This window comes from Acinetobacter sp. YH12235, assembly GCF_013417705.1.
GTDB lineage: Bacteria > Pseudomonadota > Gammaproteobacteria > Pseudomonadales > Moraxellaceae > Acinetobacter.
Genome location: NZ_VPDL01000007.1, coordinates 68,929 through 81,910 on the forward strand (window position 1 = coordinate 68,929; position 12,982 = coordinate 81,910).

Below are 12,982 nucleotides of genomic sequence, written 5' to 3' on the forward strand. Positions count from 1 at the left end.
TTAATATTTACTCTACCTATTTTTAAAAATTCGCCAAGTTATTACCTGTTACATATTAATTCAATGTAAAAAAAGGTAAGTTAAGTAATTGAAGTCTGGATTTATAAGAAACATAAATTACTTTTAATAATAGAATGAACACATATTGAAAGCTTTCTATCTTTTATAAATTTTATTTTTCAATTAAAGTCATAACTTAATCAAAAAATTGTATATAAACTTAAATTTAAAATAAAATTTAGAAATACATTTTGCTACTTATATAAAATATGATTATATTTATAAGATATTGAATTTTATTAATTATTTAAAATTATAATTTCTTATACATGTTTAACCTAATTTTCTAAAAATTAGATCATTAAATATAAAAACGAAAAAAACCATTTTTAAATAGCAGAATATATTACATAGAATCACAAATAAGGCCTTTTCAGTTGCCAATTTACCTTGACTTTATATTTTTAAAATTATTATTAGATTTTTTTATTAAATCTAATCAAATTTTATTTTAACGATCTTTATCCAATAAATAAGCCTCTTATTTTAAGAGGCTTATTTTTAATAAGTTATTTTTAGATTGCGACCACTTTTACAATAATGGTTTGGCTTTCTTCTTGCTCTTCGGCCAGATATAAACGCTTTAATTCTTTGCTTTTGACTTTAAACTTTAAATTCTGGTAATGAATGATGCTTGGGATCTGATCAAAATATTGACCATCTGCCTCAATTTCTTCCTGAAATAAAGGAGTACCCAGTTGATAATCTAGACTTTTTAATACGGAATACTTTACTGTGGTTTTCATTCTTACAACCTACTTTCCTTACGCACTTTATTTTTATTTTTACCACTGATCAGAGCAAGTTAAAACCATTAATTTCAAATATTGTCCAAGCATTAAGCAATCAGTTTAACAACTGCCAAACTTACGTTTGGAATACTAAAATTACAAAAATATTTTACCTTTCATCATAATAAAGAAATAATCTCACAGTTGATACAAAAGCAAAATGGGACTACATTGGAATAAGGATTACCTTCTAAGACAAAATAGACATTATGATTAAAACATGTTGTGGCCTGCTGGAACAAAGAAACATCAAGATTGCTTTTATTGAAAGTGCAAGTTCTGGCTATTTAACCAGTCAGTTTTCAATTTGCAAAAATGAAGGTGCTGAAATCTTGCTGGGTGGTCTAGTGTGCTACGATCCGTCTGTGAAGATTAATGTCTTGGGAATTTCTCCGAATCTGATTAGTACCCATTCAGCTGAATCCATGCCTGTAACGGTTGCTCTGGCTGAGGCAGGCAAAAAAATGTTTCAGGAAGCTGACTGGATTATTGCTTGTACAGGCTTGCTTAAACCAGGCGGTAGCGCGACCCCAGATAAGCCGGAAGGTACTTTCTTTGCCGCTGTTTATGATGGTCTTCAGACTCACCAGTTCCAGTATTATATTAAAGGTACTCCACAGGAACGTCTCAATAAACTGGCAGCCGTCATCGCACATGACATGATTAATCTACTCAACACCTAAAGCTAAAACTGTTTATATTGAGTGCTGATCAAACTTCATTATTTCTACTGTATTTATAGTTAAATTATTTCTATAAAAGTACGTTTTTTTAATGAGGCCTGATCAGTGATGAAAATAAGAATTGCAGCCCTTTTGCTCGCCCTTGGTATTCCTGTATCCGCTTTCGCCACTGTTGGTGGCCCACAGAATATTGAAGTTTTGGGTTATGAAGTCAAAGACCAGAAACTTTATCTGTTGCGGCATTATCTCGATGGTCGCGGACGCCTACCTCAACTGTATTATTATAATTTTAAATCCAAAACTCCGAATCAGTTAATTCAGGTGAACTCCCTGTATATCAATCCAAAAACCAAGCAGATTGACTACGATCAGGACAGCCGTAAGTTTAACCAGGAAATTGCCAAAATTAAAAAGCGACTAATTCCGCTGGTACCACTGAGAAAGCAAGCCATCCAGCTTAAGCTATTAAAGACCAGCAAAGGTACCGCCCCTGCATGGCATGACCCTAAACAGAAAGTCCCAAAATGGACTTATCAATATCGAGTGCAATCTGGCCAGTATAAAAGTCCTGTTCAACAAGCAGTCAGCTATAAAGCAGATTTAAGATTAAACCAGACTTATAAAGTACCGAAACAGAATAAAATACTGGTGACGGTAAAATACTTAGGCCTCCCATTCGAAACCGGTTATCATATTGAAGATCCAGCATTATTAAGTCGTTAAACCAACGTCAATAAATAATCAGAAAAAAAATAAGGTCTCGTGGAGACCTTATTTTTTATATTTAGAATATCTCTGGCTTACGCAGCAGAAGTGCGTTCAGCAATTGGAACCACTTTACGCAATTCTGGACCGGTATAATCCGCGCTCGGACGGATAATCCGGTTATCTGCACGTTGTTCCATCACATGCGCCGCCCAACCTGTGACGCGTGACATCACAAAGATTGGCGTAAACAGTTTGGTTGGAATACCCATAAAGTGATAAGCAGAAGCATGGAAAAAGTCTGCGTTACAGAACAGTTTTTTCTCGCGCCACATCACTTCTTCACAACGTACTGATACTGGATAGAGCACAGTATCACCCACATCTTTTGCCAGTTTTTCAGACCACTGCTTGATAATGCCATTACGCGGATCATTGTCTTTATAGATCGCATGACCAAAGCCCATGATTTTTTCTTTACGCTCCAGCATGCCCAGCATTTTGCGCTCGGCTTCTTCTGGAGATTTCCAGTTTTCAATCATGTCCATTGCCGCTTCGTTGGCACCGCCGTGTAATGGACCCCGTAGTGAACCAATTGCGCCGGTAATACATGAATGCAGGTCAGACAAAGTTGATGCACAAACACGCGCTGTGAAGGTTGAAGCATTAAATTCATGCTCTGCATACAGAATCAGGGATACATTCATCACCTGTTCATGCAGCTGATTTGGCTTCTTGCCATGTAGCAAATGAAGGAACTGAGCACCGATTGAATCATCATCGGTATTTTCATCAATGCGTACGCCGTCATGGCTATAGCGATACCAATAGCAGATAATTGCTGGTAGCGTCGCCAGAATACGGTCTGCAACATCCTGTTGCTGATCAAAAGACTGTTCAGTTTCAAGGTTGCCCAGCATCGATACGCCAGTACGCATCACATCCATTGGATGTGAGTCCGCTGGAATGCGCTCAAGTACTTCTTTCAATGCTTGTGGCAGTACACGCAAAGATTTCAGTTTTGCTTTATAGGCTGCCAACTGTTCTGAAGTTGGTAATTCACCAAAGAAAATCAGGTAAGCGACTTCTTCAAACTGACAGTTTTCTGCCAGATCCTGTACGTCATAGCCGCGATAGGTCAGGCCTGCACCACTTTTGCCTACTGTTGAAAGTGCAGTTTTGCCTGCGACTTGTCCGCGCAATCCTGCGCCAGTGAGTACTTTTCCTTCAGCCATTGTTTTAATTCTCCTGCTTGAACAGTTTATCTAATGTGTTTTCGAAGCTGTGATAATCTAAAAATTCGTATAATTCTTTACGCGGTTGCATTTTATCCAGAACATGCACCTGTGTACCATTTTCACGCACTGAGCGCATCACTTCCAGTGCCGCTTTTTGCATCGCACGGGTGGCTGATAGCGGGTAAAGTACCATGCGAATACCCTGCTCAGCCAGTTCTTCAGTGGTGTAATATGGGGTATCACCAAATTCGGTAATATTGGCCAATACTGGGACACCAACTGCATCACATACGGTGCGATACATCGTAATATCCGTCATTGCCTCAGCAAAAATGGCATCTGCACCTGCTTCGACACAGGCACAAGCACGGTCAATCACTGCCTGCAGACCTTCTTTCTGTAATGCATCGGTACGTGCCATCACCACAAAGTTTGAATCGGTTTTGGCATCGACAGCTGCCTTAATCCGGTCAACCATTTCCTGTTGGGTCACAATTTCCTTATTCGGACGATGACCACAACGCTTTTGTGCAACTTGGTCTTCGATATGCACAGCTGCAGCGCCAGCAGCAATCATCTGCTTGATGCTACGTGCGATATTAAATGCACCGCCCCAGCCTGTATCGATATCAACCAGCAAGGGTGTATCCACACGTTCAGTAATGCGACGCACATCTTCCAGAACATTATCTAGGCTGGTCATGCCTAGATCAGGTAGACCATAAGAATAGTTGGCAACACCGGCACCAGAGAGATAAATGGCTTTATAGCCGACCTGTTTGGCCATCATGGCAGCATAGGCATTCACTGTGCCCATAATTTGTAATGGTTTTTCGACTTCAAGCGCTTGTCTAAACTTTAAACCTGCAGACATTTGTTCTGTCATCTTCCCTTCCACAGTCTTGGCTATAATTATTGAGATTTGAGTATACCGATTTGAAACCATGATGCTATAAGCCAATAGAATAAAAACTCTAAAACTTTAGTCAAACTTTTAAGTTTTACTTGATTCACTGAATAAATTCCGCCTTCATCCGGTCCGATTGTGAAATCTGCGGATATATTTGTTATGATGAACTACCAAGTTTATATAACCTGTTGATATACCATCCTCTATGCAAAACCTTGTTCATCTGGAACCACTCGCCAAAGATCTGCCACAAACCAAACGTGGTCATGAGCGCTGCGTTGCGCTGCTGATCTCTGCGACCGAACTGTTTCTGGAACATGGTTATGATGCAGTTTCTCTTGATGATATTGTCCAGCATGCAGGCGGTTCCAAGGCTTCTATTTACAAGTACTTTGGCAACAAAGAAGGCTTGTTTAAGGCCATTTGCGATTATCGTCGTATCAAGTTTTTTGAAGATATCAGTATTCCGATCGAGCTGATGGCTCTGGATTTTCGTAGTTATCTGGTACATACGCTGCTTAATTTTTATCATCAGATCATGCAACCGGAAAATTCAGCCTTTATGCGTCTGGTGCTGGAACAGAGTCAGCGTAATCCGGAACTCGCGCAGCATATTCATGAACGAGGCCCAGTACATGTACAAAGTGCGATTGCCACGGCTTTAGAACAAGCAGATGCGCAAGGTTTATTGCATTGCGAGAATCCGCAATATTCGGCCCAGTTATATTTTGGCATCTTGCGTAATCTGGAATGGCGGATTCTGATGGGAATTCCGGTACAGGAAGATGATCAGGAAATCGACAAATACATCAGTTATTGTGTGGATCGATTTTTAGACGGTCATCAAAAAGTCTAGTTTTTTTTGCATTTTTCATTGCTTATAGTATATTAGCCGATTCCGTATTTTTTCTTAAACTAACCAACAACTGATTGTTGATCGAGTTTTTCGGCAATTATTGTGGAGTAACGAATGGCTCTCCGTCACTTTCTCACCTTACGCGATTTATCAACTTTAGAACTTAACCAGATTTTGCAACGCGCAATTGAGCTTAAGCGCAAACAGCATAACAATGAAGTGTTCCAACCCTTTGTTGGTAAAGTGATGGGCATGATTTTTGAAAAATCGAGTACCCGTACGCGTGTTTCGTTTGAAGCTGGCATGAGCCAATTTGGTGGTAGCGCCATTTTCCTGTCTTCACGCGATACCCAACTGGGTCGCGGTGAGCCAATTGAAGATTCTGCACGTGTGATTTCCAGCATGCTGGATATTGTGATGATCCGCACTTTCGGTCACGATATCGTAGAACGTTTTGCTTCTTATTCAAAAGTTCCAGTGATCAACGCTTTGACTGATGATCATCACCCTTGCCAGTTACTTGCTGACATGCAGACTTATCTGGAACATCGCGGTTCGATCGAAGGTAAAACTGTTGCCTGGATCGGCGATGGCAATAATATGTGTAACTCTTATATCGAAGCAGCGCACATGTGGGGCTTCAAGCTAAAAGTGGCTGCACCGAAAGGCTATGAGCCTCAAGAACAGTTCCTGTCTGAATTCGCACACTGTGTAGAACTGGTCGATACTGCTGAAGATGCAGCAGTCAATGCCGACCTGATCGTCACTGACGTTTGGGCAAGTATGGGCCAGGAAGAAGAACAGAAAATCCGTGAAAAAGCTTTTGCAGATTATCAGGTGAATGAACGCCTAATGGATCTTGCACACCCAGACTGCCTGTTCATGCATTGCTTACCTGCGCATCGTGGTGAAGAAATTTCTGAAAACATGCTGGATCACAAAAATGCTGTGGTTTGGGATGAAGCAGAAAACCGCCTTCATGCACAAAAAGCACTGGTTGAATTCCTGTTGAATGAAAACCTGAAAAAAGACTGATTCCTTCAAAAAATCTTCACAAATTAAGCACCAATCTCTGGTGCTTTTTTTGTTTCAGCTCTTATAATCAGAATTGAAATGACATAAAAAGTGATGCGATACAATGCAAAAAAAATATTGGACTTTGGCACTCCTGGCAGGTTTTAGTAGTGCTGCTTTACCGGTGTATGCTTCTGAATTCGACCAGTATCTCCAAGGAAAAGGCATTCTGGACAGCAAGTTTAAAATTGAGAAAAAAGCTGAGCTGAACGAGCTGCTTACCGTGCTAAGTGCGGAAGATTCCAAGACTTTACCGCTACAGATCGATCAGAATACAATCATAGAGCAGTTACAACTTACAGCCAATAAAACCACGCTTAAAGGCATGATCACGACACCCGACTTTAGCCAGTTTGAGAAAGACTTAGGCCGTAAAGAAGTTCTTAAAGTGATTCGTAATAATCTTCTAAATAACTGCCAGATCTTTTTTGAACATCGCTATCAGATCGTCAATCCTTATAAAATCGAACTTAGTCTCAGCTCCCAAACACACACTTATAATGTTGACCTCTCCCAGAAAGACTGTAATGTAAAATAATCTTGTCTAGAATCAATAAAGGCAGCTTTAGCTGCCTTTTATATTTTGATAAATTCTATTTTGGTAAATATAAACAGACGGTCAACGGATCAAACCTTGCGGCTGTAAAATAATAATTAATGCACCTAGAATGACCACGATTCCCCCAAGCAGATCCCAACGTGAAAGGCTGATCTGATCAACGAATCTCAGCCACATCAATGCTGAGAAAATATAAATTCCCCCATAGGCGGCATAAATACGCCCAGAAGCGGCTGGATGCAAAGTCAAAAGCCAGACAAAAGCAGCTAAAGCTAATGCCGTCGGAACCCATAACCACTGGCTCTTCGCCTGATTTAAAATCAGGTAAGGAAAATAACAGCCCAAAATTTCCATCAATGCTGTTAATAAAAATAGAAAAAACGTAGTTAAAAGTTTGCTAATTTGGATATCCATATATTCCGCTAAATCAGAAACTCTTTAAACCAAGAGTACATAAATTAAGGGCAAATAAAACAACAAAACCCGTGCGAACACGGGTCTGATGATGATCTATTCAATGATTAAGCTGGTTCAGCAGTCTGATCTTCGAAGACTTCAAGTTTCAGACCGACAGATTTACCATTTTCTTTCTTCACAGAAACTGAAACGTTACCACCATTTTCAGCCAGTTCACCAAACAGGATCATTTCAGCCAGTGGTTTTTTCAGATGTTCCTGAATCAGACGCTGCATTGGTCGAGCACCCATCAAACGGTCATAGCCATTTTCAGCCATCCATTCGCGTGCGCTTTGATCCACCTCCAGCACCACTTTCTTCTCATCCAGTTGTGCCTGAAGTTCAGTCAGGAATTTATCCACGACATTTTCAATAATGGTATTCGGCAATGCCTTAAACTGAATTACACCGTCCAGACGGTTACGGAATTCTGGCGAGAAGGCTTTCTTCATCGCTTCCTGATTATCATTACTGTTGTCCTGTTCCATGAAACCAATGCTGACGCGGGAAATACTTTCCGCACCAATATTAGTCGTTAGAACCAGTACCACATTACGGAAATCGGACTTACGACCATTATTATCCGTTAAGGAACCATGATCCATGATTTGTAATAGCAAGTTGAATACATCTGGATGCGCTTTTTCAATCTCATCTAGAAGTAATACACAATGCGGATTTTTGTGAATCGCATCGGTCAGCAAACCACCTTGGTCAAAACCAACATAACCTGGAGGCGCACCGATCAGACGAGAGACTGCATGACGTTCCATGTATTCGGACATGTCAAAACGTACCAGCTCTACACCCAAAATTTTCGCCAATTGCTTGGTGACTTCAGTTTTACCTACACCCGTTGGACCTGCGAAGACAAAACTACCGACTGGCTTATCAGGCGATTTCAAACCTGCACGAGACAGTTTGATCGCAGAAGCTAAAGCTTCAATTGCTTCATCTTGGCCGAAGACCACACGTTTCAGATCACGCTCAAGGTTCTCCAGTACAGACTTGTCATCTTTAGAAACCGTTTTCGGTGGAATACGGGCAATCTTGGACACAATGTCTTCGATGTTTTCAACTGTAATCAGGCTGTCATCTTGCTCAGCTTTCAAACGGCGTTGTGCACCGGCCTCATCAATCACGTCAATCGCTTTATCTGGCAAGAAACGGTCATTAATAAATTTCGCTGACAGTTCAACCGCAGAAACCAGTGCCTGATCGTCATACTGCACATGGTGGAAATCTTCAAATTTAGATTTCAGGCCACGCAAGATATCAATTGTTTCTGTAATCGAAGGCTCATTCACATCTATTTTTTGGAACCGACGTGACAAGGCATGATCTTTTTCAAAGACCTGACGGTATTCCTGGAATGTGGTTGAACCGATGCAACGCAATGAACCATTTGCCAATGCAGGCTTGATTAGATTCGATGCATCCATGGTGCTGCCCATGCTTGAACCTGCACCGATGATCATATGAATTTCATCAATGAACAGTACTGCATCTGGTTTTTTCTTCAAGGCATTTAATAGTTGTTTTAAACGCTTTTCGAAATCACCACGGTATTTAGTTCCCGCCACCAGTGCGCCGATGTCTAGGCTATAGATTTCAGCATTTTCCAGTGGCTTAGGTGCCTTGCCATTCACAATTAACCAAGCCAGACCTTCAGCAATCGACGTTTTACCCACACCTGGATCACCAACAAGTAAGGGATTATTTTTACGACGGCGGCATAAAATTTGCGCTGCCCGCTCAATTTCTTTTTCACGGCCAATCAATGGATCTGTCTTGCCGCGTTGAGCTTCCTGATTCAGGTTTGTCGTATATAACTCTAGCGGACCAGAATTATTGGAAGAGGCCGATTCACCGTCCAGTTCTTCAATTTCTTCTTCAGACTGTACTTCGTCTTTACGCGTACCATGAGAAAGGTACTGAGTTAAAGTCAGACGGTTAATCTGATGACGTTTAAGCAGATAAACTGCAAAAGAATCACGCTCAGAATACATCGCAACCAGAATATCGGCGCCTTCTACAGTACGATCACCGCCACTGGATTGAACATGGAAAATTGCACGTTGCAAAATCCGGTCAAAACTTTCTGTAGGATGAGGTGCCTGATCACTATTTTCACCGAGTTTAGGGGTATGTTGTTCTACGTACTCTTCTAATTCTTTACGCAAAACGATAATATCTGCACCACATGCTTTTAAGGCATTCACGGCAGAATCATTGTCGAGTAAAGCTAATAATAAATGTTCTACGGTCAGGAACTCATGTCTCTTTTGACGAGCCATGCTGACAGCCAAACGTAGTGATACTTCTAATTGACGACTGAGCATGCAACCCCCTTAATCTTTCGGCTCAATCTGGCAAAGTAAAGGATGACCTTGAGATCGAGCGTAATTATTGACTTGGTTCGCTTTGGTTTCCGCAATGTCTCGAGGATAGACCCCAGCTACACCTTTTCCTTCATAATGTACAGTTAGCATTACTTGTGTAGCTTGGTCAAGATTCATTGCAAAGTATTGTTGTAAAATTTCAATTACAAACTCCATTGGAGTGTAATCGTCATTCAATAATACCACTGCATACATCGGTGGACGCTTCAGTTCAGGAGGTGCAGTCTGGACTGCAAGGTCAGCGTCATCATCGTGAAAAGGCTCGTCTGTTAAACGCGGGCTAATATGCCAATCAACCATGCCGGACTCGTAAAAAGAATTTTTGATCTCACTTAAACATTTTGGACGTTTATTGCTTGGCATACGATTTCTATTTCACACTTAATTTGCATTTGCTTCAGTTTTTGGAATCTCTGACAGGACTGTTGACTGGCTTTCAACAGCTTTCCCCTGATCCCAGCTAAAACGGCGAATCACAGGCTTAGTCCCTGAGAGGCGCACTTCAATAAATTCTGGTTTAAAACCTTTAGGCATGGTCCAGCGACCAGTCAAACGTTCGTAATTGTCAAAATTAAAGTTTTTATCTTCAAGCGGCACGACCAGAATTTCAGTACCCTTAATCAAGCGCAGTTCCACTGTACCAGAAGCACGATTTTTGCCTGGGCTGACCTGAACCAGATCAATCTGGTATTCGAAGGCATTATCAGGCAATGCCTTAATCCCCAGATGTTGAACTGTCAATGCTAAACCACCGCGTTGACGCAAGATCTCGCGGTAGATCGTACCAACGCTTTCAGCCTGCTCCTGGGCATCACGCGCCTTATTTGCAGCCAGATAAAGATCATTGGCATTGCTAACGGCCAAATCACGTTCCTGAACCGCTGTATTCAGAGATTTATTCAGTGTTTCCAGACTAGTTTTCTGTTTTTGTACCACTTCAACCAGTTGTTCCGCATCCGCCTCAAAACCTACCGCAGTCAAACCTTGCCGATGCCCGACCGTATAGCCCAGCAAGCCACTACCCAGAATCAACACAGCAGCACCGATTACCAAAGGTGTATTGCCTTTCATCAATGGTTTCTTTGTAGAGGGTTCCTGGATCGTCATGTTTGACTCATTATTCGGCATTTTGATCTCTGTATACTTTGTTCAAGACACACATTTAAATCCAAATCTAAATGTGTGTGAAGTTCTAATACGTTTTTTATGGTAATAAACCAATATTATTCAAGCCTGCATTTTCTGCAAAGCCAAACATCAGGTTCATGTTCTGTACTGCCTGACCAGCTGCACCTTTGACTAGATTGTCCTGAGCCACCAGAATCACCAGCTTGGTTGGTTGTGGTTTGTATAGTGCAATACGCAACTGGTTAGCACCACGCACCGAACGGGTTTCTGGTGAACTGCCTGCTGGCATTACATCAACAAACTGTTCATTGGCATAGAACTGCTCGTACAGTGACTGCAAGTCAGCTGCCTGACCTGCTTCAGTCAAATCGATATAAATCGTTGATAACATCCCACGAATCATCGGCACCAGATGCGGCACAAACAGGATATGGTCAAACACGCCTTTTTGACCTGAAATATTTTCTAATGCTTCTACGATTTCAGGATGGTGACGGTGGCCCGCAACGCCATAAGCCTTAAAGTTATCAGCATTTTCAGAATAGATCATGCCCAGGCTGGCTTTACGGCCTGCACCTGATACCCCAGATTTTGCATCGATAATAATGCTTTCTGGTTTTACCAAAGCTTCTGCCGCCTTTAAAACTGGTGCCAAACCAAGCTGAACCGTCGTTGGATAACAGCCCGGATTACCAATTACACTCGCCTGTTTGATCTGGTCACGGTTAAGCTCAGACAGACCATAAACAGAATCTCTTAACACTTCTGGGCAAGCATGTTCCATGCCATACCATTTTTCGAACTGTGCCAGATTTTGCAAACGGAAATCCGCTGCAAGGTCAATTACCTTGGTATTGGCAGCAACAAGTTCTTCAGCATGTTTCATGGCAACGCCATGTGGTGTCGCGAAAAATACCACATCACATGATTTTAATAGATCAAGGCTGAGATCAGAAAACTGAAGATCCGTATGTCCACGCAGACTCGGGAACATATCGTCAACACGACGGCCTGCTTCAGTACGTGATGTCAGTGCTTTAACCTCTACATTCGGATGTCGCAGTAATAGACGTAAAAGTTCAACGCCTGTATAACCTGTACCACCCACAATACCCACTGAAATCACGATGATTACCTCAAACTAGATGTTTCCTTTATGGGCTGTAGTATGACAGGAACTTGAGGTTTTCTAAACTGTTTCACTAGGGATTGATGGTTTTTTATTTACCCTTTTATTTTGAGTGTTTTTAAAAAATTTGAGAGGATGATACCTATTGCTTAGGCTATTTGGAAGTAAATAAATACTATCCTCGTTCCTTTAAAGATATTCTTAAGCTGCCCACCAATATGGCATGACAGTATTTTTCAGAATTTTACGGTGAATTAAATAATTTGGATCATGCTTTGCTACCTCTGCCCAAAATCGTGGACTATGGTCAAAATGCCGGGTATGGGCCAGTTCATGCACACATAAATAACGCACGATTTTTTCAGAAAATAAAATGATGCCGCTATTTAGCATAATGTCATGTTTGGCCGAACAACTGCCCCATCGTGTTTTCGGCTGGCGAACATTACAAATGTTAAATGATAATCTTGTTTCTTGACTTACTTTGTTCAGATAAACAGACAGCTGCTCTTTGGCATAAGAAATAATAAAAGCTTTTAAATATCCTTCAGGATTTCGATCACTAATCGACAACTGTAATATTTCAGCATCAAAAAGGAAGTTCTGCTTCTGACTTTGATAAACAATCTGAATGGGTGAAGTCTGATTAAAAAGCTGCAATTCTGCTGGTAAAGATCTATCAATACTTTGATTTTTTTCCTGCTGCAATTTCCAGGTTTTGAGTAGCCAGCTTTCCGCTTGGTCAATAAAATTTTGAATCTGTTTTTTGCTACAAAATACAGGTGCGGTTAAACGGATTTGATCACCCTCTACACGCAGTCTGAGACGTGTTGAGCGAACATTTCGGGTGATTTGAATTTCGGGCAGGTCGTTTAGGATCATTTTTTATATTTAATCGTTATTTTACTAATCCCCCTCGATCCCCCTTTAATAAAGGGGGAAGTTCAAACTTATAGAAGTTTCGAGGAGCTTTATCAAATTAAAGACTTTT

The 12,982-nt window shown here is 41.0% G+C and carries 14 protein-coding genes; 5 read left to right on the forward strand and 9 right to left on the reverse strand.

The window, feature by feature from the left end:
• Nucleotides 1-575: 575 nt before the first annotated feature.
• Entirely contained in the window at nt 576-806 is a 231-nt protein-coding gene (locus FTV13_RS05500) for a hypothetical protein (RefSeq protein WP_034702487.1), read from the reverse strand.
• A gap of 254 nt (nt 807-1,060) precedes the next feature.
• Here FTV13_RS05500 and FTV13_RS05505 point away from each other — a divergent pair, with 254 nt between their 5' ends.
• Nucleotides 1,061-1,534, forward strand: a complete 474-nt coding sequence (locus FTV13_RS05505) for a CinA family protein (RefSeq protein ID WP_034702490.1) — start codon at nt 1,061-1,063, stop codon at nt 1,532-1,534.
• Nucleotides 1,535-1,642: 108 nt separating this feature from the next.
• The gene (locus tag FTV13_RS05510) at nt 1,643-2,257 is read left to right on the forward strand and encodes a hypothetical protein (protein WP_034702494.1); all 615 of its coding nucleotides are present in this window, start codon (nt 1,643-1,645) and stop codon (nt 2,255-2,257) included.
• A gap of 77 nt (nt 2,258-2,334) precedes the next feature.
• Here the strand turns inward: FTV13_RS05510 and prpC are convergent, their stop codons facing one another.
• Nucleotides 2,335-3,474, reverse strand: a complete 1,140-nt coding sequence (prpC, locus tag FTV13_RS05515; protein WP_034702497.1) for a 2-methylcitrate synthase — start codon at nt 3,472-3,474, stop codon at nt 2,335-2,337.
• Between the two features lie 4 nt (nt 3,475-3,478).
• Nucleotides 3,479-4,363 carry a methylisocitrate lyase gene (prpB, locus tag FTV13_RS05520; RefSeq protein ID WP_004785998.1) on the reverse strand — a complete coding sequence of 295 codons (885 nt, stop codon included), beginning with the start codon at nt 4,361-4,363 and terminating at the stop codon, nt 3,479-3,481.
• Nucleotides 4,364-4,592: 229 nt separating this feature from the next.
• On the opposite strand from prpB, the gene FTV13_RS05525 reads away from it, so the two are divergent.
• The 3 genes from FTV13_RS05525 (at nt 4,593) to FTV13_RS05535 (ending at nt 6,855) form a co-directional block, all read left to right on the forward strand.
• On the forward strand, nt 4,593-5,243 hold the full coding sequence (locus FTV13_RS05525) for a TetR/AcrR family transcriptional regulator (RefSeq protein ID WP_179992342.1): 651 nt from the start codon (nt 4,593-4,595) through the stop codon (nt 5,241-5,243).
• Nucleotides 5,244-5,357: 114 nt separating this feature from the next.
• A complete protein-coding gene (argF, locus tag FTV13_RS05530) occupies nt 5,358-6,278 on the forward strand; it encodes an ornithine carbamoyltransferase (protein ID WP_004786004.1) in 921 nt (306 codons plus the stop codon).
• A gap of 103 nt (nt 6,279-6,381) precedes the next feature.
• Nucleotides 6,382-6,855, forward strand: coding sequence for a hypothetical protein (locus tag FTV13_RS05535; protein ID WP_179992341.1), 474 nt, complete (start codon nt 6,382-6,384; stop codon nt 6,853-6,855).
• 81 nt (nt 6,856-6,936) lie between these two features.
• Here FTV13_RS05535 and FTV13_RS05540 read toward each other — a convergent pair whose 3' ends face one another.
• From FTV13_RS05540 to FTV13_RS05565, 6 genes are all read right to left on the reverse strand, one after another.
• A complete protein-coding gene (locus FTV13_RS05540; RefSeq protein ID WP_175967520.1) occupies nt 6,937-7,290 on the reverse strand; it encodes a YnfA family protein in 354 nt (117 codons plus the stop codon).
• A gap of 107 nt (nt 7,291-7,397) precedes the next feature.
• Nucleotides 7,398-9,674: an ATP-dependent Clp protease ATP-binding subunit ClpA gene (clpA, locus tag FTV13_RS05545; protein ID WP_034702512.1), complete on the reverse strand. Its 2,277-nt coding sequence runs from the start codon at nt 9,672-9,674 to the stop codon at nt 7,398-7,400.
• Nucleotides 9,675-9,683: 9 nt separating this feature from the next.
• Entirely contained in the window at nt 9,684-10,097 is a 414-nt protein-coding gene (gene clpS, locus FTV13_RS05550) for an ATP-dependent Clp protease adapter ClpS (RefSeq protein ID WP_034170359.1), read from the reverse strand.
• A gap of 18 nt (nt 10,098-10,115) precedes the next feature.
• Nucleotides 10,116-10,862: a DUF6776 family protein gene (locus FTV13_RS05555; RefSeq protein ID WP_179992340.1), complete on the reverse strand. Its 747-nt coding sequence runs from the start codon at nt 10,860-10,862 to the stop codon at nt 10,116-10,118.
• Between the two features lie 76 nt (nt 10,863-10,938).
• On the reverse strand, nt 10,939-11,994 hold the full coding sequence (gene argC / locus FTV13_RS05560) for an N-acetyl-gamma-glutamyl-phosphate reductase (RefSeq protein ID WP_179992352.1): 1,056 nt from the start codon (nt 11,992-11,994) through the stop codon (nt 10,939-10,941).
• 198 nt (nt 11,995-12,192) lie between these two features.
• Nucleotides 12,193-12,873: a M48 family metallopeptidase gene (locus FTV13_RS05565; protein WP_179992339.1), complete on the reverse strand. Its 681-nt coding sequence runs from the start codon at nt 12,871-12,873 to the stop codon at nt 12,193-12,195.
• Between the last annotated feature and the right edge of the window lie 109 nt (nt 12,874-12,982).

Bases quoted from the DNA above. Each gene is read 5' to 3' on its own strand.
- FTV13_RS05565 (WP_179992339.1), bottom strand. From the start codon at position 12,873: ATGATCCTAAACGACCTGCCCGAAATTCAAATCACCCGAAATGTTCGC.
- FTV13_RS05555 (WP_179992340.1), bottom strand. From the start codon at position 10,862: ATGCCGAATAATGAGTCAAACATGACGATCCAGGAACCCTCTACAAAG.
- FTV13_RS05505 (WP_034702490.1), top strand. From the start codon at position 1,061: ATGATTAAAACATGTTGTGGCCTGCTGGAACAAAGAAACATCAAGATT.
- clpS (WP_034170359.1), bottom strand. From the start codon at position 10,097: ATGCCAAGCAATAAACGTCCAAAATGTTTAAGTGAGATCAAAAATTCT.
- argF (WP_004786004.1), top strand. From the start codon at position 5,358: ATGGCTCTCCGTCACTTTCTCACCTTACGCGATTTATCAACTTTAGAA.
- FTV13_RS05535 (WP_179992341.1), top strand. From the start codon at position 6,382: ATGCAAAAAAAATATTGGACTTTGGCACTCCTGGCAGGTTTTAGTAGT.
- prpC (WP_034702497.1), bottom strand. From the start codon at position 3,474: ATGGCTGAAGGAAAAGTACTCACTGGCGCAGGATTGCGCGGACAAGTC.
- FTV13_RS05525 (WP_179992342.1), top strand. From the start codon at position 4,593: ATGCAAAACCTTGTTCATCTGGAACCACTCGCCAAAGATCTGCCACAA.
- FTV13_RS05540 (WP_175967520.1), bottom strand. From the start codon at position 7,290: ATGGATATCCAAATTAGCAAACTTTTAACTACGTTTTTTCTATTTTTA.
- FTV13_RS05500 (WP_034702487.1), bottom strand. From the start codon at position 806: ATGAAAACCACAGTAAAGTATTCCGTATTAAAAAGTCTAGATTATCAA.
- FTV13_RS05510 (WP_034702494.1), top strand. From the start codon at position 1,643: ATGAAAATAAGAATTGCAGCCCTTTTGCTCGCCCTTGGTATTCCTGTA.
- prpB (WP_004785998.1), bottom strand. From the start codon at position 4,363: ATGACAGAACAAATGTCTGCAGGTTTAAAGTTTAGACAAGCGCTTGAA.
- clpA (WP_034702512.1), bottom strand. From the start codon at position 9,674: ATGCTCAGTCGTCAATTAGAAGTATCACTACGTTTGGCTGTCAGCATG.